Origin of the sequence: Arthrobacter sp. S41 (genome assembly GCF_004320535.1) — a bacterium.
In the GTDB taxonomy this organism is placed as follows: domain Bacteria; phylum Actinomycetota; class Actinomycetes; order Actinomycetales; family Micrococcaceae; genus Glutamicibacter.
On the sequence record NZ_SIHY01000001.1, the window covers coordinates 1951285 to 1971871 of the forward strand.

Genomic DNA, 20587 nt, shown 5'->3' on the forward strand with positions numbered 1-20587 from the left:
GTCCTCACTACTTGCACTCGCGCTTGACCTGCGCCTAACTCTCAGCCTCCAACGCTACACCGGCTGGCCTTGAGCCAAGCGCATAGTGCCAATCAGTCGTCCACTTCATCTTGAGATCTTGATCCTGAGCACTACTCAAGCGTCGGCGCATCTACAGGCAACTCGAGCAGGACCTGACGAAGTTCGGCCGTTTTAGCTTCAATGGCTGCGCGGCTGCGCGGGTCGACCTCGCGTGCTTCCGTTCGGACTCGTAGCCATTCCTCGCGCCAATGATTCGCTTCACGCTCGGTTGCAGCTTCCCTTTGCCAAGCCGAATATCTGCCGACAATTTGTGTCGTCAATTCGCGCATGACGTCGTAAATCATCGGGTCAAAATTCTGGTCATCATTCTGATTCATACCATCCCCTTATCCCTACTTCACCAAATCTATCAAGGCGTAGAGATCAGAGCTTTATTGCGGCCGGGCAACTGACCATCAAGGACGAGTATGGTGGACTATTAACGCAGACGGCAGGATTCTGCCCCGACAACGCAGAGAGCAAAGGCAACACATGAGCAAGCAAAAAGTATTCCAAGCCGTCGTCGGCAAAGAAGGCGGCTGGTGGAACATCTGGGTCCCGGAAATTGATCAGGTAACCTGCACCCGAAAGTCACGCAAGATTGCTGGCTATACCCGCACCCTGATTGCAGCGGTGCTTGGTATTCCGGAATCGTCCTTCCGCGTTGAGCGCGAATTGGTCTCCGCCGAAGAATTTGAGCGTCGCTTCACTGCGGCCGCTCGCAACGTTGACTCGCAGGAAAAGCTGTAGCTTCCAGCTCACTGAGCTTAACTAAAAAAAATCGGGACCCTTTCGGGTCCCGATTTTTTCTTTGCTTACTTGTCGCCGTCAGCTGCGAGCTGGCCGCATGCTCCGTCGATTTCCTTGCCGCGAGTATCACGCAAGGTGGTTGGAACACCCAACTCATCGAGGCGACGCACAAACTTGGAAGTGATGTCCGGTTCGCTTCGGGTCCAGATGGAACCCGGTACTGGGTTCAACGGAATTGGGTTCACGTGAACCCATCCGCGACCGCGAGCGTTGAGCTTCTTGGCTAGCATTTCTGCACGCCACTCGTGGTCGTTCATGTCCTTGATCAACGCGTACTCAATTGAGACACGACGTCCGGTCTTCACGTAGTAGTCAAACGCGGCATCCAATGCCTCATCGACCTTCCAACGTGAGTTCACTGGGATCAGCTCATCGCGCAGCTCATCATCTGGTGCGTGCAGCGACAGAGCGAAGGTCACTGGGACGTTCTCTTCTGTCAGCTTGCGGATGGCAGGAACCAAACCAACGGTGGAGAGGGTAATGCCGCGAGCACTCATACCCAGGCCTTCAGGAGCTTCAGCGACCATGCGGTGAACGGCGTTCATGACGCGCTTGTAGTTAGCCAGTGGCTCACCCATACCCATGAACACGATGTTGCCAACGCGCTCCTCTGGGTGCTGCTGTCCACCCAGACCGCCTTCGGCGATCACGCGGTTAGCCTGAACGATCTGGTCCAGGATCTCAGCGGTGGACATATTGCGAGTCAGGCCCGCCTGTCCGGTGGCGCAGAATGGGCAGTTCATGCCACAACCGCACTGCGAAGAGATGCACAGGGTGATGCGGTTTGGGTAACGCATCAATACGGATTCAACGAGCGAACCGTCAAAGAGACGCCAAAGGAACTTGATGGTCTTGCCATCATCGGTCTCTAGGCGCTTAACCTCGGTGAGCAGCTTCGGGAACATGGCCTCGGCCAGTTCCGCACGGCGCTCCTTAGGAAGATCACTCATCTTCTCAGGATCGGTGGTGTAGTGCTGGAAGTAGTGCACCGAAAGCTGCTTAGCGCGGAATCCTGGCAGACCCAGTTCCTTCAGCTTGGCCTGACGCTCAGCTAGCGACAGGTCGGCTAGGTGCGTTGGCGGCTGGGAGACGCGGCGCTTGGTCGCGAACTGTAGTTCGGGACGACCATCGGCACCCATCTCCTGCTTCCAACCTTCAGCGGTTGGGATGACCTGGGCGCGCCCTTCGGCGTCGGCTCGGGACTTGGAGATGCGCAGCTGCTGGGCGCGCTGAGCTGCGGCCTGCTCGGTGCGCAGTGCCTTGCGTTCGTCAGCGGAAAGTGGGGTGGAATCGATGGAAGTCATTACTACCTATTGTTTCACGTATCGGAAGCGTCTTGGCGGTGAGTTTGGGCACGCGCTAATGGTGCTGCACCGTCAGCTTAGCGACAATGCAGCACCAATTGATTCGAGCGGCTAGTACTTGTAGGTTTCTTTCACCTGTTCAATCTTTCCCACGCTGCCAGCCAGGTCCAATTCACCGACTTGACCACTGGTGACCACGGCAGGACGTTCCCTATCGGTGCGAACGTATCCGTCCTGCCGGTCCTTCGTGGTCACGAGATCACCGGTGGCCTGCATGGTGAAGTTCAGCTGTCGAGCTTGGCCCCAGATCGGCTCACCTGATTCAGTTTCACCTTCGTAGACGCGAACCGTTGAATCAACCGTGGCCTGTGACAGCTTCTTATTGATGCTGACATCAGCGGCGTAGCCATACATGCCAACTATCCCCACTTCTTCACACCCGCTGTCCGGATCCCATGATGGAAGTTGACCCTCAGGGCAGTTGAAGCTCACCACCGAAACGTCACTAAAGCCGTCGGTGTTCCCGGAAAATCCGATCAGGTGCGAGGTGCCAGTGAACCCTTCTAGTTCCCCCACCTGCGCAATCTCGGCAGTGGCCCAGGTGACGTTGCTCTTTTCAGGTGGCGCTGCAGAGGCAGGTGCGAATGCGGTCACTGCTAGCGCGAGCGCCCCAGCTGCGGACAGAACTCCGCGAATCTTCGTATTCATGCTGATTCCCTTCTTTCTCCGCATGCGCCGTTGCACGCGAATGTAGGCTCAGCCAGTCTCCAACTCCTCACACCATTAATGCAATAGATTGATATAACAGTTACGGTTCCTAGACCTACCAGCGGTCAGAAAAGCGAATTTGGCATAACTAAATTTCGCGTCGTCATGTCGGTTCGAAGCCACGAAGTTCCGTCGCTGATTCAAGACACTCATTCGACTCCCGTCAGTGGAATCCATGGCTGGCCACTGCAGGGAGAATTCCGGTGGGAGCGAGGACCCAAAAGGCAGATCCGTTCACGTAAGTGATCAAAACGAGTCGTAGTTGTTATGACCTAGTTACCCGCCACCGGGGTTTTCTACTTGGATCCCGTCGCGGGAGGGATGACTTGCGCGCTGGTGATGATCGCATTCATCTCGGCCACAGCCCGCTGGGCAGAATCTGCTGCCGGCGAGTCTTGGGCTAGTTCAGCGATACGCGTTTGTGCTTGCCCGGAACTCATCGGAGAGATCTCATCGGCTAGTACTTTTTGAGCGATTCCCAATGCTTGCAGGATTGCTAGCACCGTGGTGTCACTGATCCCCGAAGGCCGCTTGCCGTGGATCTGGGCGCTGAAATCCGCGCGCATCTGACGCTCAATTTGTTCGTTGAGAATATTGACCCGCTCTTTACCCAAACCGAGCATTGTCCGCGAACCGTATTCAACGATGCCCTGCTTGGCTAAAGAATCGGTAACCCGACGAACATTGCACAGACCTGGAATCTTGACCGCAGCGTCTAAGGTGAGACTGCCCTTTTTCTCCAACTTTTCCAGCGAAGAAGCCAAGACCGGATCCGGGCAAGGACCGGCGCCAATGAGTTTGATCCGTGGAACCGTGTCATCACTGAGCGCAACCCGTCCAGCAATCATTAAGTCAGAAAGTACTGCGGCATTCATCCCGTAGCCGGCAGCTGTCATCACCGCTTCGGGCTTCTGTTGATTATCGGCCATCAGTAGGTAGAGCTTTTCTGAGATCAGCATGCCTACAGGCTACCTACCCGACCAATGCTCAGTCCTCAGCATTTCGACGGATATTAGGAACTAATTTTTGTCGCAGAGTCTTGCGAAAAACCGGCAGGTTCACGTTCTTCACCATCTCGGGTCATCGCCGCTGTGGTACGAATGAACACCGAGATCCACGCAAACATGATGGCTACGACGGAGAGTTCAAACCCGGTCAAGTTGTAGTAAGCCCAGTCATTCCACAGCAGGAAGGCCACCCAAACTGCACCAACAGCCGCATAGGACATCAGATGGAATACGGCAGGATAACCCGGCAGCAAGACTGCCGTACCTGCCAAAAGGATGATCATTGCTACCGAAGCGAGCTGCACAAATACCGAATGTATTTCCATAGACACATTCACCGGCACCAGACCGATCCCGATAATGCCCACGGCCACCACTACCAAGCACCAGCGCACAATCCTTGGACGGGGACGTAGTTTCCGTGCAAGTTTATATCTGCGTAGTGCTGGTCGGCAGCGATAGGTCCGAGAGAGCAACATAAGATCACGGGTGAGGAACTCGGTGAAGGCCGCCAAGACCAAACCCGAAATGATCAGCGTCAGGTTAAACGTCCAGAAGGATCCTCGGCCAGCCTGCGCAGTACCCAAGAAGGAAAACATGCTGCGCCACCAGCCTTGTTCTTCAGCCAGCAACATGCTGATCAAAACACCGGCGGCCATGAAGATTCCCAAGACCACCGAGAGCGTTTCAGCACTCGTACGAGCGGTGGCCACCAAGCATAGGTAGGCCGTCAATCCAGTCACCGCGCTGACCGCCAACGCCCCAGCAAGAACATCAAGGTGCAAACCAAAAAATGCTTGTTGGAACAGGTGGAAGACCACCAAAATGATCATGGCTGAGCTGGCCATATGCACCAGGATCAACCCGATACCGGTGACCAATTGGCGCCATACCGGGATGCGCCGCAACCACGGTTCGCGATATCTAAGGATCGAACGGAAAGCATAGGCACTACTTGATGCTGCTGCGGTTGCACCGCAGACCGCCGATACAAAGCCCACCGACCAACGTCCAAAAAGTGCGGGACGTTCACCGGCAAAGAAGATCAGCGCCGCGGTCAGGCCAAAAAGAGAACAGAACAGTCCGGCCCACAGCGCACGCCGCTCAATAGCAAGCTCGCTGATCCGGCGGTTAGCTGGGACTTCGGAATACTGGTATGGCACGTGTTCTATTCTCTCATTACCGTAGAGAAACTGTCGTGGCACCGCTAGCCATCAGCGAGCTGCGAGCGCGGTGATTCCTTCAACCATCAGACTCAGCGCACCGGCAAAGGCAATCAGCACAACAAATGCGCGACTGTATTTGGACGGGATCTTTGGTGCCAAATAATTACCCAGCAAGATGCCTATCAGCATGGCAGTGAAACAACCGATCCACTGACCAGCGGGTAAATGTGGCAGTCCGCCTTTAGCTACCAAGGAGGTGCACGAGAGCACCAGGAAATACAGCTGCACCGAGACAGCGAATTGGCGTTGTGGCCAACGACTGGCCACCGCGTAGCCGGCAATGGCAGGACCCGAGACCCCTGCGGTCACCGACATAAACCCAGAGACTGCGCCGGCGCCAATAGCCAGTGACTTGCCTTGGGCCGCGGGAAGGTTGCGGATCATAAAGCTAGAACCCAGTGCCAAAAACACCATCAGAGCAATGCCAATGGATAACCACGGACCCTGAACTCGGGCTGCTACCCAGGCACCGGGAATGGTCATGAGCATTGCCGGAATCAAGATCAGTGCAACCTTTTTGTATTGCACCTTTCGGAAGACCTGAACAAAAATCATCAGGCTACTACACGCTCCGAGCAGGTTGACCAAGGTAATTCCTGCATGCGGTCCGAGTAGCAAGACCAAGAATGGGGAGGCCACCATGGCGAAGCCCATTCCGGAGATGCGCTGAGTGGAGGCTCCAAGGAATACTGCTGCTACCAGCAAAAGCACCGTTGCTAATTCCCCGCTCAAACCCACTCTTCCTCTGTGTCTTTGGATGTCCTGACTATTACGTTAGCCCAGCGAGAATACGACTCATTGCGCAGCTAGGCACTGACTAAGGTTTTAAGCTTTAAACGTGAGCAACAACGTAGAATTTTTGATCATCGGCGGCGGGGCCATGGGCTCAGCAACTGCGTTATCTTTGGCGCAGAGCGGGCACGAAGTGTTGTTACTTGAGCGCTTTGAACCGGGGCATCAGCAGGGCGCTTCCCATGGCAGCACTCGCAACTTTAATCCTGCTTACGCACGGTCCGAGTACCTGCGACTGCTACAGCGAGCCAATATCCTCTGGGATGACATCTCGGCTCAGGCAAACACCCCACTGCTGACTCGTACCGGGCTGGTCAACCACGGCGTTGTCGCGGAACAACGGCACATGCATGAGGTACTGGCCGGTGCAGGTTTTGCTAGCGAACTGTTGAGCATCGATGAGGCTCAAGAACGCTTTAGTGGCATGAAGTTTGAAACCGAAGTGCTGCACATTCCAGCGGGCGGGCAGATCAACGCTGATGCCGCCGTGGCCGCAATGCAGCGATTGGCGGCCGAGGCCGGCGCAAGAATCCAGCATGAGCACCCAGTCGTAGGCATCGAGGTGATCAACGACGAACAGGTAGCGGTGCGCGTTCGTGATGAGTCCGGCGAGCGCACTGTGTTTGCCAAACATTTGATCGTCACCGCTGGAGCTTGGACCCATCAGCTACTGGGTCAGCATGATTTGCCAGCCATCCACGTCACCGAAGAGCATCCCGTGCACTTCGCATTGCGTTCCTCCGAGGCCAAGTTCCCCGGCTTTAACCATATTTTGGACGGCACGCGGGATATTGGTTCCCCGGTCTTCGGTCCCGTGTACGGCATGCATACTCCGGGACTGGGGATCAAGGTCGGTTGGCATGGCTCCGGGCGACTGACCGATCCTAACCACCGTGAACATCAGGTCATCGAGGAACAGATCCGCGGATTGCAAGACTACGCTCAGCGCTGGCTACCTGGGGTGGATTCGGAAATCTATGAATCGATTTCCTGCACCTATTCCAATACTGATGACGAGAATTTCATCTTGGATCGTCTTGGACCGATCACCATCGGTGCGGGCTTCAGTGGTCACGGTTTCAAGTTTGTTCCGGCTATCGGTGAGTACCTCGCCCAACTGGCCTTGGGCAGTCGCGGCACAGAAGAATTGTTCTCAGCCAGCCGGACCCAGCGCGAGCCATTGTTCTTAGAACGTCGGCGCGCGCTGGGGATCAGCTAACTAGATATCCGCTAACTGCGTGGCAGCTGCTGGGTGATGCAGTGGATGCCACCACCGCGGGCGAATAGTTCGCGTGCATCTACGCTGACTACTTCCCGGCCTTCATACGCTTCGGCCAGGATCTTTGCTGCTTGCGCATCATTGGGATCATCAAAGGCACAAGCGATGACTCCACTGTTGGTCACGAGATGGTTGATATAGGAGTAATCCACCCATCCTTCGTCGTCGCGCAGCACCGTGGGTGCGGGCACGGCAATGAGCTTGAGCTTTCGGCCTTTGGCATCCGTTGATTCTTCAAGACGTGTGCGCACCTCTTGGGAAATCAGGAAATCTGGATGTTCTGGGTTCTGCTGATCGTGGTAGAGCACCACGCCTGGGGCGGCAAAGCAGGCCACAATATCCACGTGCCCGCGAGTACCAAACTCCTGATTGTCGCGCGTCAATCCCCGGTCCAACCAGATCACCTTTGAGGTGCCCAGTAACCGGGCGAATTCCTCCTCGATCTGCACTTCACTGGCCTCAGGATTTCGTCCTGGATCAAGCTGCACACTGCGGGTAGCCAAGATGGTGCCTTCACCATCAACGTGGATTCCGCCGCCTTCATTGGTGATGTTCGCGCGGGCAACGGGCAGTTCTGTTAGCTGCGCCAGGTGATCTGCGATGAGTTGGTCTTTGTCCCAGCTCGCCCAGCTTTGGGCACCCCAGCCGTTGAAGTTCCAGTTCACGGCGGCCAGTTCATTGTGTGCGGTGCGCACAAAGGTTGGTCCGATATCGCGCATCCATGCATCGTTTAGTTCATGGAACGAATAGCTGACCGAGTCCCCTAGGTGGCGGCGCGCGTCGGCTTCGCTCGAAGGATCCACCACCATGGTCACCGGGGTGAACTTGGTGATGGCCCGGGCTACCTGACTCCAGGTGGATCGCGCCGCTTCTGCTTCTTCTTCGGTATCCCCCAGCGTGTAGCCACTGGCAGGGAAGGCCATGAAGATTCGATCATGGGCTTCGGTTTCTGCAGGCATGAAAAACTCAGACATTGCTGCTGCTCCGTTCTCCCAAACCAGTCTCTTCGCGCGCTTCACGAAGCGCTGCGTAAGTTTCTGGCCGGCGGGTACGTAGGAATGGGAAGAGCGTCAGCCAGTCTCGGCGGGCGTCAAGATCTAGCGTAGCGACCAGTACCGCAGATTCATCGCGTGGTGCGCGGGCCAGGATGCGTCCGTAGGGATCAGAAATGAAGGAAGAACCGTAGAAGGTTAATGCTCCTTCATCTCCCCACCGGTTAGGGACCACCATGAACAGACCATTGGCAATGCCATTGCCAACAATGGTCTGACGCCACAGTGGTTCGGTATCAAAGTCCGGGTGATCTGGCTCCGAGCCGATAGCCGTTGGGTAGGCAAGCAGATCCGCACCGGCCAGCGAGTAGATGCGTGGTGGCTCACTGAACCATTCATCCCAGCAAGTGGGCAGGCCCATGGCCACATCCCCTAGGGCTGGAATACGGTGTACCGGATAGGGATCTTCGTTGGGTCCTTCGCGGAAGTACTTGTCCTCGTAGTAGCCAGCGGTGCGCGGAATGTGCAGCTTGTTAGTCGCTGCCACCAGCTCACCTTCCGGAGAAACAATAATGGCGGTGTTCAGTCCTAAACCGTCGGCCTCTGGGGCCTTGCGGAACAGTGAAATGTGAACCTGCAGCTGGTAGATCGCGGCCATTTTCTTCGCGAAGCTAAAGGTCCTGCCGGTGAGCAGATCTTCCGCCGTTGCGTCCGCTGCGTTGGCATCCGGGATTTCAAAAGCCGGGTACTTGCTCAAGGTGAGCTCGGGAAGGAAGACAATTTTGGCGCCGTGCTTGGCTGCCGATTTGATGCCTTCTTCTAGTTCGGCTTCGGTGTCTGCCGGGTTTTCATGCCAGCGGTGCTGGACCAACGCTACGGTCAGTGTGCCTCGGGTGGCTTCTTCGGCGCGGGCCGGGGACACCGGTGGTTCTAGGGCCAGAATTTCTTGCATGGTTCACCTTCACGGTTTTAAACGAATGTGATTCGTTTTATAGCGTAGATGCTTCCGCGGGGTGAAAGCAAGAGGTTTAACGAATGCTTTTCGTTTATTTTGTGTATGCTCATGTCAAGAGATTTCCACCTACAGGAGTGAGTATGGCCCGGCCATCACAACCCAAGCTGAGCACCGACGCCATCGCTAAGGCAGCCCTGAAATTAGTGGATGCCCACGGAGATTTCACCCTGCCCCAGTTAGCCAAGGCTTTGTCGGTTTCCGCTTCCTCGCTGTACAACCACGTTCAGGGTCGCGATGAAATCATTGAGTTGATGCGTGGCCAAGCGATGTCTGCCATCAAGCTGCCTGACCTAGAGAATTCTTCATGGCAAGACACCGTTCAAGGAATCGCCATCGAGTACTGGGCTTCGTATTCAAAGCACCCGAGGCTCATCCCGTTGATGACCAGCTATACGGTGCGCGATAGCACCACACTGCGTGTTTACGATGCCTTGGCCGAAGCCCTCGCAGCTGCCGGTTTTGAACCAAAACAGCGGTTGCAAGCGATCACCATTATTGATTCCTTCGTCCTGGGCTCAGCCCTCGACGCGGCAGCCCCGAGTGAAGTCTGGGTTGCCGACACCGAGGTCTCCACCGCCTTCAGGCAAGCCTTGGACTCAGGCCAAGATGTTCAGGACCGCTCCGTGGAAACGTTCCGACTCGGCTTGGACATCATCTTGGACGGTCTTCAGAGCTCACTTGCTTGAGTTCAGCGCAGTAGGCTGGGCGCAGAAGCGAAGAGGTTCAAACCCATGGCACGCGAAAGCTGACCGATAGCCAACTGAGCTCGCACCGAGTTTCCCGCCATATCTAGAGGTGGTGAGAACGAACAAATAGCACCCTTACCCGGGGCCACTGCAACGATGCCACCGGAAACACCAGACTTTGCTGGCAAACCAATTTCAAAGAGCCATTCACCGGAGCGCTCATATAGTCCGTTGGATGCCACCGCAGCCAAGGTATCGCGGCAAACATCGGCATCCACCACTCGTTTGCCGGTCACCGGATTCACCCCGCCATCGGCCAGGGTTGCGCCCATGATGGCTAGGTCATGTGCCGTGACGTTCAGTGAGCACTGCTTTGTGTAAACATCCACGGCGTCGAACGGGTCATCCTCTAGCCGACCATAGCTTTTGAGCAGACGTCCCAAAGCCTTGTTGCGCTCATTGGCCAAGGACTCGGAGTGATACACCTCGTCATCCAAGCTCAGCGAGTGACCAACAAAAGCGGAGAGACCTTCCTGCACGTTCTCCCACTTTTTGGCTGCCGTCTTTCCCGGAATCAACGAGGTGGTGGCAATTGCGCCAGCATTAACCATCGGATTCATTGGGTGCCCATTATTGAGTTCAACAGCCATCACCGAGTTGAAGGACATTCCGGTGTTGTTCACGCCAATGCGTTCGCGAACCGTTTCGCGCCCATGTTCCTGAAGGACCAGCGCGTAAACGAACATCTTAGAAATCGACTGAATGGAGAATGGATGAGCGCAGTCGCCCACCGAGTGCATCGAGCCACCCACGTGCGACATAGCGATACCGAAGAGTCCTGGGTCCGCTTGTCCGAGAATCGGAATGTAGTGCGCCAGCAGGCCTTCATCTACATCTGCGTAACGTTCATGGGCTTCTTTGAGCAGTTTGTCGATTTGGTCATTTTTCAGCGCACCGGTAGATACCTGCTGAACTACGTCGTCAAAATCCGTAGGAATGGTCTCGTTATTGCCTTCCGAAGGATAGTTCAATGCCACCTGCCTCTGCTTCTAAAAAATGCCTAATCATGCCTATCTGACTTGAGACTACCAACAGCTCTGCCTATTGGCACCAAAAGTCGCAACCTAAAGAACGCTATCGCTAGCACAAGGCCCGGTTCCACGGTAAGGCTATGTGTTTTCGGCGACAGTGTGGATCACATAACAGCGCAATGACCCGTATCTGACTTAGCATTTTGAGTATGGCTAAGGGTATTACTTTTCATACGCGTAAGTGGGTTCGCCCAGAAGATCTGAATGCAAACGGCACGCTATTCGGCGGTAGCCTCTTGCGATGGATTGATGAAGAAGCGGCGATCTACTCCATCATCCAGCTGGGCAACAAGCATGTTGTCACCAAGTTCATGTCCGAGATCAACTTCATTGCTTCGGCTAAGGAAGGCGACCTCATTGAAATGGGCCTCACGGCCATCGACTTCGGTCGCACCTCGATCACCTTGCGTGCAGAAGTACGCAACATCTTCACTCAGGAATCAATCCTGACCATCGAAAAGATCGTGTTTGTGAATATCGGTGAAGACGGTAAGCCACAGCCACACGGCTTCGACCACATCACCTACACCCGGGATCGCATCCCGCTGGAAATCACCACTGCGCTCATCTAACTTTCAGTACCAAAGACCCTAAGCCCACACTGCATTCAGGGTGCTTCCAAGACCTCGACCCGAACACATCTAATGTGTTCGGGTCGAGGTCTTGTGCTTCGTCCATGGCAGTTGAGGCAAAGCACTTGATCTAGCTGACAGCATCCCGCAAAGTAGATCTTGCCGTTAGATATCACCCGCATAGAGACAAGCGAGCATCACCATGGGACAAATGATTTTCGTCAATCTGCCAACCGCAGATCTGGCCGCAGCAGACAAGTTCTACGAAGCGCTTGGATTCACCAAGAACCCCACCTTCTCCGATGATCATGCAACCTCGTGGGTTATCGATGAAAACATCTTTGTGATGAGCTTGAAGCAAGAATTCTTCGCTACTTTCCTAGTCAATGGCGATAAGCCAGGACTGGATTCAGGATTCCGCGAAGCACTCAATTCCCTGACAGCCGAGACTCGTGAAGGCGTGGATGATTTTGTCTCCCGCGCTCAGGCCGGCGGCGGCAAGACCTACCGTCCAGCCAGCGAACCATTCCCGGGCATGTATCAGGCAGCAGTTCAGGACCCTGACGGACACGTGTGGGAAATTGCTTGGATGAGCCCTGAAGCCATGGAAGCTCCAGCAGGCTAAGTACTCAAGAAACTTCTGAATTCCGCAAAGGCTGCGCCACGAACGAGGCGCGGCGCTTGCGGAATTGTTTTTTCATGCCCTTGGCCGGGTACATGGGTTCCGGCCAACGTGGTGCAAGCTCGTCCCCCAACGTCACTCCGCGCATCCGTCGACCAAACATTGGTAGCACCCATTGTCGCAACCACTCCACGTCCCGCTGGGTGGCCTGCCAGAATCCCGCGCGCTCGGCATGTGCCAGCGGATCAAATTCCAACTGGTGCTCAGACTCTAAAATCTCAAGAATTCGGATGGCCATATAACGATGGCCCGCACGATTCATATGCAGCTTGTCGATATCCCACATGCGCCGGTCTCGGTAGGCATCCCATTGCCAGTAATCCACCAGCACGACACTCTCCGGATACTTTTGCGCCAACGTACGCACGCAGTCATTAAACCGCCAGTTGCGACGTTTAAACGGTGCCAGCACCGGATGTACTGGGATATCAAATCCGGTGAACAACAGTACTTTGGCACCGGTGGAGACTAGGTCATCCACTGCCTGCGAATATCGTTCAAGGAAAAATCTCATGTCTTTGCGGAACTCTAAGATGTCGTTTCCGCCAGCGTAAAAAGTGATCACGTCCGGCTTGAGCTCAAGGGCCACAGGGATCTGTTCTTCAATGATTTGTTCAAGTCGGCGGCTGCGAATCCCCAGGTTCATGTATTGCCACTGCGGATCCGCTTTAGACAGCTGTTTGGCCACTCGGTCCGCCCAGCCGCGCACCCCGTTAGGTAACCGAGGCTCCCAGTCCCCTACTCCTTCGGTGAAGGAATCACCTAGCGCCATAAATAGCCGTCCCATACTAAAGACGCTATTGGGTCAATGTGCATGGCGATCAGATTCGAGTTGAACACCGGGTAAATGCTGGAATCAGCACGCAGTCAAAAACTCCTTGGACATGTTCAGTCCCGACATCCGGCTGGCTACCAAGTCGCTGAAGCCAAATACTTCGGGTTTTCCATAATGAACTTGTATGGTTCCCTGTGTATCGGCGCTGATCTGCGCAATCTACTGTTGAATTATGACTTCGACATCACTGTCTTCCCCGGGAACTACGCGCTCCCGCCCACCACTGAGATTAGGCTTCACGCTGCTACATCTAGCAGTGATGGGCACTTTCGGTGTCATCGGGCTTTGCCTGCTGGTTACCTGGCTGGCCCTAGGAATTGGGCTCATTTCACTGCTCGGTATTGGCCTGCTTGTACTTGTTGGCTTGCTCGGCGCGATGTTCGTTGTGGCCCGATTTGAAATTTCACGAATCGGCGGACTGTACGGAATAGATGCGGTGCCACTGCGTTGGCCGGCTCGACGCGGTCCAGGCTTTGGCGGGTATGTCCGTACTCTGGGCCGGGCGGTCTCCGAATCACGCATGTGGGCGGCGCTGGGCAGCTTGGTGCTTTCCTGCATCACCGGCACCATCATGCTCGGAGTTCTGCAGTGGAGTGTGCACTTCGCGATTCTTTCCTTCGCTCCGCTCACCGGCACAGACACAGTGTCCGGACCGTTCAACGTGGACACCCCTGTAAACCAGGCCCCATGGCTGATGCTCCTGGCCATCGCCGGCGCAAGCATAGTCATCGCCTTAGCTTTCCTGCACCGCAGCATCACCGTTGGCATCATTGGATCCTTAGCCCGGGAAACCGCGCTCACCGAACGGGTACGCAGCACCGCGGTACAGCGGGAAGGCGCGGTGCGTGCTGCCGAAGTGGAACGCACTAGGATCGAACGCGACTTACACGACGGCGTCCAACCACGACTGGTCTCCGTGGCCATGACCTTGGGGCTGGCGCATCAGCAGATCGATTCCAACCCCGAACAGGCTAAGGAGCTGGTGGCCGAAGCTCACGCCTCCACCAAATCCGCCATCACCGAGCTACGTCAACTGACCCGAGGCATCTACGCCTCAGTGCTCGATGATCGTGGCCTGGACGCAGCACTCTCGGCCGTGGCCGGACGTTCACATATTCCGGTCCAGCTTGATGTGCAGTTAGAAGGTCGCTACCCGCGGGTGGCAGAAGCAGCCGTGTACTTCGCCATCGCTGAGGCCTTGACCAACTCGGCCAAACACTCACGAGCCCAACGCTGCCAAGTAACCGTAAGGGTGCGCGAAACCAACGGTCAGCCACATTTGTGGGCGCGAGTTGAAGACAACGGCGTGGGCTCCGCACACATCACTGCCGGTGGCGGATTAGATGGAATCAACAACCGGGTGCTGGCAGCCGGTGGAACCCTGCTTCTGCAAAGTCCGGCCGGCGGACCAACAACAGTGGAAGTGAGCGTGCCATGCGCGTACTAATTTGTGAGGATTCGGTACTACTGCGCGAAGGACTGGTGCGCTTACTCGATCACAGCGGTCACCGCGTGGTTGTGGATCTGCCCGACGCCACCGGGCTAATGAGTTTCTTGGAATCGGTGGATGCCGAAGACTTCCCACAGATCGCCATCTTGGATGTTCGGCTGCCGCCGAGCTACACCGATGAAGGCATCCGAGCAGCTCTTGAAGTGCGCAAAGCCTATCCGGATCTGCCGTTGCTGGTGCTCTCCCAATACGTTGAGGAGCGTTACGCTTCGGAGCTGATTTCCACTCAGTCAGGGGCCATTGGCTACCTGCTCAAGGACCGGGTGGCTGATGTGAGTGAGTTCATTGCGTCGTTGGAACAGATCGCTGCCGGCGGCACGATTTTGGATCAGGAAGTTGTCGCTCAGCTATTAACTCGCCGCAATCATGATGACCGAATGCAACGACTGACCGATAGGGAACGCAGCGTCCTGGCCGCGGTGGCCGAGGGAAAATCCAACCAAGCAATTGCTGCGTTGCTTTTCCTCTCGGAAGCCAGCGTTGAAAAGTACATCACCTCCATCTTCCAGAAGCTCAGCTTAGAGGCCGACGGAACGGGCAACCGGCGTGTGCTGGCCGCCCTGGCACATATACAAAACCTGGGCACCAACCACACAGATCGGAACGGATCATGACTGATACACAAACCACGACGAGGCCACCGATTCCCCCTACGTCCAACGGCAACGGCACAGCACTGAATATCATCCTCGCTGTGATCGGTGCGCTGGTGATCCTCACCTTGTTGATCAGCTCCGCGCGTAGCGCCTTTGCCACCTTGAGCCGTGAAAACTCCACACAGAGTGCCGACATTGCCGGTGTCACCAACTTAGAAATTAGTGCCGGTTCTGGACGCTTTGACCTGCACTTTGCCAAGGTCCAAGAAGCTACGTTGGAAGTGGATAGCTCGGATTCTCAGGAGTGGCAGCTGAAGCGCGAAGGCAACAAGTTATCCGTTGATTCTCCGGATTCATGGGGTGACTGGTGCTTCTTTGGCTGCAGTTCTTATGAAAATAAAGCGGTGCTCACGCTACCTGAATCCATGAATGATGGAAGTATGGATGCCTACTTTGACCTCTCCTCCGGTGAACTCGATGCTGTCGGTTCCTATAAGAATCTCGAGGTTGAAGTTGGTGCAGGTTCTTTGGACTTGTCCGGAACAGCGAAGAACGCCAAAGTGCAGATCGGAGCAGGAGACGCTGAAGTGTCCTTAGAGGATGTTGAACAAGCTGACTTTGATATTTCCGCAGGGCAGCTTCAAGGCACCCTATCCGGCAAGGCACCGAAACAAATCAACGCTGAAGTCAGCGCCGGTTCCTTGGAACTTGAGCTCCCCGACGTCACCTATGACCTGCGTCAAGATGTCTCAGCCGGGGACGTGAGCAACAAACTAGCAACGGATATGGATTCACCGAATAAGATCTCGGTCAATGTTTCGGCTGGCAATGCCACCTTCCATCCACAGGATTCTGGCCCTGGTCCTTGGAATAACTAATCCGAGAACACAAACAGCATGGGCTGCAGATTTGATCATCTGCAGCCCATGCTGTTCGTGTCTAAAGAAAAGCTTAGGCCTGCTTGTTCTTCAGCGCAGCCAAACGTGCTTCAACCTCTGAAAGATCTGGCGCAGCTGCTTCCAGCTGAGGATCAGCCGGTGCCTGCTCGATGACATCTTGAGGATTGTTGTTGGACTTCAGCGCAGCCAAACGGGCATCAATTTCGGAAGCCGCACCCAGATCTTCAAGCTGAGCAAACTGCGCGTCAAGCGACGAAGCTGCGAGTTCCTGAGCACCACGAACCTTGGCCTCGTCCTGACGGATCTTCTGCTCAAAACGGCTGATTTCGCTGGATGGATCGTTGAAGTCCAAAGCCTTCATGGTGTCCATCATCTGGTTCTGAGTCTTGGCATTGCGTGCACGAGCCACCAGCTCATCGCGCTTGGCCACCAGTTCCTGGCGCTTGGCCTGCATGGTGTTCAGACCGGTCTTGAGCTTATCTACGACGTCGCGCTGGGTGGCGATGGTCGACTGCAGCGAAGTAGCTTTCTTCTCAGCATCCATCTGTCGCTGGATAGCAACGGTGGCTAGCTGGTTGAACTTCTGCTGGCTGTTCGCATCTCCTGCGGCAGCATATTCATCAGCCTTATTGGAGGCAGCGACGGCCTTTGAACCCCACTCGGTGGATTCCTGCTGTAGCTTGGCGTAGTCGTCCTCGGCCATGCGCAGGTTGCCGATGGTCTGGGCAACGGCCTGCTCTGCCTGAGCAATGTTGCTGGTGTAGTCGCGGACCGTCTGGTCCAGCATCTTCTTTGGATCCTCGAGGGCGTCCAGTGCCGCGTTGGCGTTGGCTTTGCCGATTCCGAACATTCGAGCCCAAATTGAGCGCTTCTGTGCCATGGTGCGTCCCTTCGTTGTCCTTTGCTTAAAGCTTAGGGGAAGAGCGCCTGCCTCAATAACTGAAGGGCAATTCGATGAACCTACGCGTCAAAGTGGCGCAGGTAGCGTCCTGGTGCATCAAGGAATAAACGCCAGTTACTGACCATTTCCAAGTCGTCATAACTGGCCGGGCGGATCCCCCACTGGCCGATTTCGTAAATTTTTGCCTGCGGCAGCGAGGCGAGAATGGGTGAGTGGGTGGAGAGAATGACTTGGGATCCGCTGCGCAGCAGATCGGAAATGTGCGAGAGCAACATCAGGCAGCCGTTAAAGGAGAGCGCGGATTCGGCTTCGTCAAAAACCCAGAGCCCGTTGACGCTGGAGCGTTGAGTGAAGAATTCGATGAAGGATTCACCATGGCTCTGGAAGTTGTGCTTGCCGCGCGAGCCGACGGAACCCAAATAGGCGAAGTGCCCATGCATGGTTTCGGCACGCAAAAAGACCCCTGCCTTCGAAGCCCCGGCTCCGCGTTCTAATTGCAGGTGTGAGGATAACCCTGATTCGGTCATTTGGGTATGGTGCATGGAATCGCGGGTTCCACCCTCTGGATTCAGCCCGAAGGCCCCCGCGATACCTTCAACCAGCGTTGATTTGCCGGCACCATTTTCACCAACCAACACGGTCAGCTGTCCCAAGTCCAGACCTTCGTCCAAGACTTGTTGTACCGCTGGGATTTGAGCCGCCCAATCGGAACGATCCATGGGCTCTTTGGGATGCTCTGAGATTCGGCGTATCGGCAAGGAATCAAAGAACACGTTCATGCCCCAGAGAATATCAGCCCCGTAGGACAGGACGAGTTGCCGGGCGTCGGATCTGGGACTGCATATGACGGGGCCATTGCATATTGGTTGTCAGTAAATGAAAGTTGGTACTGGGGGCTTGCATGGCCTGCCGCATGACATCGGCCCGCGTTATATGGGCCGCTCCGACAGAATAAGTGGCACTCGGCTTTCGACCTTGATCCAACGCCCGAAATCTGGATGTATGTAACCGGCTAGAGCAACGAGGTCCTTAAATTTTTGATCCAGATCTGAGGCCCAGATTCGGTGGTGATGCCCAATCCTGTTTCGCAACTCGCGTAGTTCTCCAACTTTGGTGCTGACTAGCAGTTGATTGCGTCCTTTCATATAGGGGAAGGCCGCAACGAGGTCCGGCCACAGGAACATCTGACTTTTCGAAACCATTTGGTGCCAAAACCCGAACGAGATTTCAGAGATGACCTGTCCTGGGTCAATAGGCATACGGTTCCTACGTACACGAGAAATTGCTGTATCAATATCGGCGTATGGATAGGCGTGATTTCGCTGTCCCCTGCCTGCGTTACGTCCTAGCTCTCGGGAATCATCAAAAATCCAATTTCCTGATCGCCCTTTAGCTTCATGTCGTAAATTCATCTGTCGATCAATGGCGTTTCTCAGCCCGACTTCTAGGTGGCCCAGCGATCCCCAAAAAGCCGCGGAGATATCGGAGTTCCATTCATAAAGGAGCATTGCTTGGTTTTGTACGTCATGGCTTTCAACTAAATAGTGTTTGAGACGCGCAGCCCCAAAGTGAAACTCGTAAAAGTCCCAGGATTGTAGGTTGCCCATCGATAACCACCTCGTCTAGAATGGAAGAGAACACCCCGGAACCGTCCCTGTAGTCTTTTGGTAGACCGATCAGACGGCCGGGGTTCTGCTTTTAATTCATGCTCTCAGGGTTATGTCCGTTTGATCAGGGCAAGCTTCAAATTGTGTGCATAAGTAGCCGTAGATGCTGTCAACGAACTCTTGAACTGACGCCACGGACCTGTACTTAATTCTCCTCAGACATTCCTTTCAGGGAGTAGCTATCCCAAGACCTGGCGCACGCCCTGGACCTAGGACGCCCAAGCGGTACGGTCCATGGGCTCTTTGGGATGCTCATCGATGTGGCGTATCGGCAAGAAATCAAGGAACGGGTTCATGCCCCGAGAATGCCAACCCGTATGACAAGACGAGTCTGTTTCACGCACTTTCACCCTGCGTTCCTCGCCCCAACTCTTCTCACTGACGCTCCTGACGCGTAGAGTAAATGTACATACCGTCAGGAGGATGCGATGAGCACCCCAAAGCGATCAGTTCCGAAAAGACGGGCCCCCAAGGCCATCGTGCGATCGAAAGCAACCGGCGTTAGAAAGCTAGTTGGAGAGTTTCGCTCTGCCCTGGATCAGAAAATGGCGCAGGACGATCAAAGCCTGCGCGGGATCACTGTTAAGCAAAGAACAGTCATCACCAACAAAGCGAGCGAGGCTTTCGAAGGTGTAGCCGTGAAGGTCCGGCACAATCATCGTTTGCAGGATGAAGACCATAAAGCAGGCATAGAAGATCGTAGCGATCCATCGTTCGTAGGTATCGCAGTCGAGATGGAGCAAAGCCTTTCCTCGTTGGGCCCAGCATTGGCGAAGATACCAACATCCGTGTCACCGCAGCTGGCCCGCGCGAGCGCTGCAACCGAACAGGCTTGGCGTGAGCTTGAGAGCGAGTTCGGTCTACTCACCAGCACAGAGGTGTCCAATCTTGTCGGTTCCGATTCGCCTAATCGCTCCTATGCATCAAATCAGCGTTCCCAAGGGAAGTTGATTGCGGTGAAACGTCCTAAGGGGCTGCGCTATCCGGGCTATCAATTCGACAGGTCAGAGCACGCAATTCTTCCTGTGATCGAAGAGCTGATCGCTCTGGCCCAAGCTGCTGGACGGAGCGAATCGAGCTTGGCGTTATGGATCATTCGGCCAACCGGATATCTCGACGGAGACCGTCCGGTTGATAGATTCTCGGATCCTGAGAGAGTTCTGGAGGTCGCAAAACAGGCCTTCGAAATCCAATGGTGAATCGTGAACCGGGCGATCAATTTGATCCGATGACTTATGAGCTCCAACCAGATGCGCAGCTTTACCGAGTTTTCAGTAACCAGAGGACTGGACCCTTGGAATTCAACCCGGGTTTGGGGTCCCCAACCCGCTTCGCTTTCTTTGGCGATCCCCTAGTCCCCGTTCTGTATGCGGCCGAAACCGAAGAGGCCGCAATCTGCGAAACCATATTGCATGATGTGCCGCCGGGGCCAGGGTATGTGCTGTATGACGACGTCAAGAACAAGGTCTGCGCGCAAATAACGCCTACCCGAGTCCTGAAACTGGCGTCCTTCATGGGCGACGGTTTGCGGAAACTTGGTACCGAGGCAAGGCACGTAACTGGAACAATGTCCTCGGAATATCACCGCACAGTTTTATGGGCACAAGCTGCCCACGCCGCAGGTTTTGACGGACTGGTGTGGATGAGCGATCGAAGAAATACTGATCGCGCTTACGTCTTTTTTGGCGACAGAGTGACCGACAGAGACTTAGATATTGTGCCGGAGCAAGGACGTATCTACGCAGCCGGTCCGGGATTCGACAGAATTGTTGATTACCTCGCAGGCGTGGAAGTTGAACTTCTCATGGCTTAGGAAGCTACAGCTGTTGATACCCTCGTCCTAAAAAGTCGCCATCCGCAATGGCGCATGACGACTCTTTGGTAGGTATCGAATT

The 20587-nt window shown here is 55.2% G+C and carries 23 protein-coding genes; 10 read left to right on the forward strand and 13 right to left on the reverse strand.

Going from position 1 to position 20587, the window contains the following annotated elements; translation table 11 throughout:
• Window positions 1-131: 131 nt before the first annotated feature.
• Window positions 132-398 carry a hypothetical protein gene (locus tag EYR88_RS08965; RefSeq protein WP_131089297.1) on the reverse strand — a complete coding sequence of 89 codons (267 nt, stop codon included), beginning with the start codon at window positions 396-398 and terminating at the stop codon, window positions 132-134.
• Window positions 399-552: 154 nt separating this feature from the next.
• Between EYR88_RS08965 and EYR88_RS08970 the strand changes: the two genes are divergently transcribed.
• Window positions 553-810, forward strand: a complete 258-nt coding sequence (locus EYR88_RS08970; RefSeq protein ID WP_131089298.1) for a hypothetical protein — start codon at window positions 553-555, stop codon at window positions 808-810.
• Window positions 811-875: 65 nt separating this feature from the next.
• Here EYR88_RS08970 and rlmN read toward each other — a convergent pair whose 3' ends face one another.
• The 5 genes from rlmN to EYR88_RS08995 form a co-directional block, all read right to left on the reverse strand.
• Complete coding sequence (gene rlmN, locus EYR88_RS08975) at window positions 876-2174, reverse strand: 23S rRNA (adenine(2503)-C(2))-methyltransferase RlmN (RefSeq protein ID WP_242632499.1); 1299 nt, start codon at window positions 2172-2174, stop codon at window positions 876-878.
• A gap of 111 nt (window positions 2175-2285) precedes the next feature.
• The gene (locus tag EYR88_RS08980) at window positions 2286-2882 is read right to left on the reverse strand and encodes a hypothetical protein (RefSeq protein ID WP_131089299.1); all 597 of its coding nucleotides are present in this window, start codon (window positions 2880-2882) and stop codon (window positions 2286-2288) included.
• A 356-nt stretch (window positions 2883-3238) separates the two neighbouring features.
• Entirely contained in the window at window positions 3239-3901 is a 663-nt protein-coding gene (locus EYR88_RS08985) for a GPP34 family phosphoprotein (protein WP_131089300.1), read from the reverse strand.
• A 53-nt stretch (window positions 3902-3954) separates the two neighbouring features.
• The gene (locus tag EYR88_RS08990; protein ID WP_131089301.1) at window positions 3955-5112 is read right to left on the reverse strand and encodes a hypothetical protein; all 1158 of its coding nucleotides are present in this window, start codon (window positions 5110-5112) and stop codon (window positions 3955-3957) included.
• Window positions 5113-5163: 51 nt separating this feature from the next.
• Window positions 5164-5907: a sulfite exporter TauE/SafE family protein gene (locus EYR88_RS08995; RefSeq protein ID WP_131089302.1), complete on the reverse strand. Its 744-nt coding sequence runs from the start codon at window positions 5905-5907 to the stop codon at window positions 5164-5166.
• 106 nt (window positions 5908-6013) lie between these two features.
• Between EYR88_RS08995 and EYR88_RS09000 the strand changes: the two genes are divergently transcribed.
• Window positions 6014-7186: an FAD-dependent oxidoreductase gene (locus tag EYR88_RS09000; RefSeq protein WP_131089303.1), complete on the forward strand. Its 1173-nt coding sequence runs from the start codon at window positions 6014-6016 to the stop codon at window positions 7184-7186.
• Between the two features lie 11 nt (window positions 7187-7197).
• On the opposite strand, the gene EYR88_RS09005 is transcribed toward EYR88_RS09000, so the two are convergent.
• A complete protein-coding gene (locus EYR88_RS09005) occupies window positions 7198-8220 on the reverse strand; it encodes an agmatine deiminase family protein (protein ID WP_131089304.1) in 1023 nt (340 codons plus the stop codon).
• Complete coding sequence (locus EYR88_RS09010; protein ID WP_131089305.1) at window positions 8213-9190, reverse strand: nitrilase-related carbon-nitrogen hydrolase; 978 nt, start codon at window positions 9188-9190, stop codon at window positions 8213-8215. Before EYR88_RS09010 ends, EYR88_RS09005 begins: the two co-directional genes overlap by 8 nt.
• Before the next feature lie 143 nt (window positions 9191-9333).
• Between EYR88_RS09010 and EYR88_RS09015 the strand changes: the two genes are divergently transcribed.
• Window positions 9334-9939, forward strand: a complete 606-nt coding sequence (locus EYR88_RS09015) for a TetR/AcrR family transcriptional regulator (protein ID WP_131089306.1) — start codon at window positions 9334-9336, stop codon at window positions 9937-9939.
• A gap of 2 nt (window positions 9940-9941) precedes the next feature.
• Here EYR88_RS09015 and glsA read toward each other — a convergent pair whose 3' ends face one another.
• Complete coding sequence (glsA, locus tag EYR88_RS09020; protein ID WP_131089843.1) at window positions 9942-10970, reverse strand: glutaminase A; 1029 nt, start codon at window positions 10968-10970, stop codon at window positions 9942-9944.
• Between the two features lie 209 nt (window positions 10971-11179).
• Here glsA and EYR88_RS09025 point away from each other — a divergent pair, with 209 nt between their 5' ends.
• On the forward strand, window positions 11180-11602 hold the full coding sequence (locus tag EYR88_RS09025; protein ID WP_131089307.1) for a hotdog domain-containing protein: 423 nt from the start codon (window positions 11180-11182) through the stop codon (window positions 11600-11602).
• Between the two features lie 211 nt (window positions 11603-11813).
• Window positions 11814-12227 (forward strand): VOC family protein, encoded by a 414-nt coding sequence (locus EYR88_RS09030; RefSeq protein ID WP_242632500.1) that lies wholly within the window; start codon window positions 11814-11816, stop codon window positions 12225-12227.
• A gap of 4 nt (window positions 12228-12231) precedes the next feature.
• Here EYR88_RS09030 and EYR88_RS09035 read toward each other — a convergent pair whose 3' ends face one another.
• The gene (locus EYR88_RS09035) at window positions 12232-13071 is read right to left on the reverse strand and encodes an SGNH/GDSL hydrolase family protein (protein WP_131089309.1); all 840 of its coding nucleotides are present in this window, start codon (window positions 13069-13071) and stop codon (window positions 12232-12234) included.
• Window positions 13072-13291: 220 nt separating this feature from the next.
• Here EYR88_RS09035 and EYR88_RS09040 point away from each other — a divergent pair, with 220 nt between their 5' ends.
• The 3 genes from EYR88_RS09040 to EYR88_RS09050 are packed head-to-tail and all read left to right on the forward strand — an operon-like array spanning window position 13292 to window position 16103.
• Entirely contained in the window at window positions 13292-14566 is a 1275-nt protein-coding gene (locus EYR88_RS09040; RefSeq protein WP_131089310.1) for a histidine kinase, read from the forward strand.
• Complete coding sequence (locus tag EYR88_RS09045; protein ID WP_131089311.1) at window positions 14554-15243, forward strand: response regulator transcription factor; 690 nt, start codon at window positions 14554-14556, stop codon at window positions 15241-15243. The genes EYR88_RS09040 and EYR88_RS09045 overlap by 13 nt, the downstream gene beginning before the upstream one ends.
• Window positions 15240-16103: a DUF4097 family beta strand repeat-containing protein gene (locus EYR88_RS09050; protein WP_131089312.1), complete on the forward strand. Its 864-nt coding sequence runs from the start codon at window positions 15240-15242 to the stop codon at window positions 16101-16103. Before EYR88_RS09045 ends, EYR88_RS09050 begins: the two co-directional genes overlap by 4 nt.
• A gap of 73 nt (window positions 16104-16176) precedes the next feature.
• On the opposite strand, the gene EYR88_RS09055 is transcribed toward EYR88_RS09050, so the two are convergent.
• The 3 genes from EYR88_RS09055 to EYR88_RS09065 form a co-directional block, all read right to left on the reverse strand.
• Window positions 16177-17004: a PspA/IM30 family protein gene (locus tag EYR88_RS09055; RefSeq protein ID WP_131089313.1), complete on the reverse strand. Its 828-nt coding sequence runs from the start codon at window positions 17002-17004 to the stop codon at window positions 16177-16179.
• A gap of 80 nt (window positions 17005-17084) precedes the next feature.
• Window positions 17085-17804: an AAA family ATPase gene (locus EYR88_RS09060; RefSeq protein ID WP_131089314.1), complete on the reverse strand. Its 720-nt coding sequence runs from the start codon at window positions 17802-17804 to the stop codon at window positions 17085-17087.
• 150 nt (window positions 17805-17954) lie between these two features.
• On the reverse strand, window positions 17955-18632 hold the full coding sequence (locus tag EYR88_RS09065; protein ID WP_131089315.1) for an Abi family protein: 678 nt from the start codon (window positions 18630-18632) through the stop codon (window positions 17955-17957).
• 488 nt (window positions 18633-19120) lie between these two features.
• Between EYR88_RS09065 and EYR88_RS09070 the strand changes: the two genes are divergently transcribed.
• Together EYR88_RS09070 and EYR88_RS09075 are read left to right on the forward strand one after the other, a co-directional pair.
• A complete protein-coding gene (locus EYR88_RS09070; protein ID WP_131089316.1) occupies window positions 19121-19891 on the forward strand; it encodes a hypothetical protein in 771 nt (256 codons plus the stop codon).
• Between the two features lie 29 nt (window positions 19892-19920).
• Window positions 19921-20505 carry an RES family NAD+ phosphorylase gene (locus EYR88_RS09075; protein WP_278184786.1) on the forward strand — a complete coding sequence of 195 codons (585 nt, stop codon included), beginning with the start codon at window positions 19921-19923 and terminating at the stop codon, window positions 20503-20505.
• Window positions 20506-20587 lie beyond the last annotated feature (82 nt).

Excerpts from the sequence above, each read along its gene's own strand:
- EYR88_RS08965 (WP_131089297.1), bottom strand. The coding sequence starts at position 398 with ATGAATCAGAATGATGACCAGAATTTTGACCCGATGATTTACGACGTC.
- EYR88_RS08970 (WP_131089298.1), top strand. The coding sequence starts at position 553 with ATGAGCAAGCAAAAAGTATTCCAAGCCGTCGTCGGCAAAGAAGGCGGC.
- rlmN (WP_242632499.1), bottom strand. The coding sequence starts at position 2,174 with ATGACTTCCATCGATTCCACCCCACTTTCCGCTGACGAACGCAAGGCA.
- EYR88_RS08980 (WP_131089299.1), bottom strand. The coding sequence starts at position 2,882 with ATGAATACGAAGATTCGCGGAGTTCTGTCCGCAGCTGGGGCGCTCGCG.
- EYR88_RS08985 (WP_131089300.1), bottom strand. The coding sequence starts at position 3,901 with ATGCTGATCTCAGAAAAGCTCTACCTACTGATGGCCGATAATCAACAG.
- EYR88_RS09005 (WP_131089304.1), bottom strand. The coding sequence starts at position 8,220 with ATGTCTGAGTTTTTCATGCCTGCAGAAACCGAAGCCCATGATCGAATC.
- EYR88_RS09010 (WP_131089305.1), bottom strand. The coding sequence starts at position 9,190 with ATGCAAGAAATTCTGGCCCTAGAACCACCGGTGTCCCCGGCCCGCGCC.
- EYR88_RS09015 (WP_131089306.1), top strand. The coding sequence starts at position 9,334 with ATGGCCCGGCCATCACAACCCAAGCTGAGCACCGACGCCATCGCTAAG.
- EYR88_RS09025 (WP_131089307.1), top strand. The coding sequence starts at position 11,180 with ATGGCTAAGGGTATTACTTTTCATACGCGTAAGTGGGTTCGCCCAGAA.
- EYR88_RS09030 (WP_242632500.1), top strand. The coding sequence starts at position 11,814 with ATGATTTTCGTCAATCTGCCAACCGCAGATCTGGCCGCAGCAGACAAG.
- EYR88_RS09035 (WP_131089309.1), bottom strand. The coding sequence starts at position 13,071 with ATGGGACGGCTATTTATGGCGCTAGGTGATTCCTTCACCGAAGGAGTA.
- EYR88_RS09040 (WP_131089310.1), top strand. The coding sequence starts at position 13,292 with ATGACTTCGACATCACTGTCTTCCCCGGGAACTACGCGCTCCCGCCCA.
- EYR88_RS09045 (WP_131089311.1), top strand. The coding sequence starts at position 14,554 with ATGCGCGTACTAATTTGTGAGGATTCGGTACTACTGCGCGAAGGACTG.
- EYR88_RS09050 (WP_131089312.1), top strand. The coding sequence starts at position 15,240 with ATGACTGATACACAAACCACGACGAGGCCACCGATTCCCCCTACGTCC.
- EYR88_RS09055 (WP_131089313.1), bottom strand. The coding sequence starts at position 17,004 with ATGGCACAGAAGCGCTCAATTTGGGCTCGAATGTTCGGAATCGGCAAA.
- EYR88_RS09060 (WP_131089314.1), bottom strand. The coding sequence starts at position 17,804 with ATGAACGTGTTCTTTGATTCCTTGCCGATACGCCGAATCTCAGAGCAT.
- EYR88_RS09065 (WP_131089315.1), bottom strand. The coding sequence starts at position 18,632 with ATGGGCAACCTACAATCCTGGGACTTTTACGAGTTTCACTTTGGGGCT.
- EYR88_RS09070 (WP_131089316.1), top strand. The coding sequence starts at position 19,121 with ATGAGCACCCCAAAGCGATCAGTTCCGAAAAGACGGGCCCCCAAGGCC.
- EYR88_RS09075 (WP_278184786.1), top strand. The coding sequence starts at position 19,921 with ATGACTTATGAGCTCCAACCAGATGCGCAGCTTTACCGAGTTTTCAGT.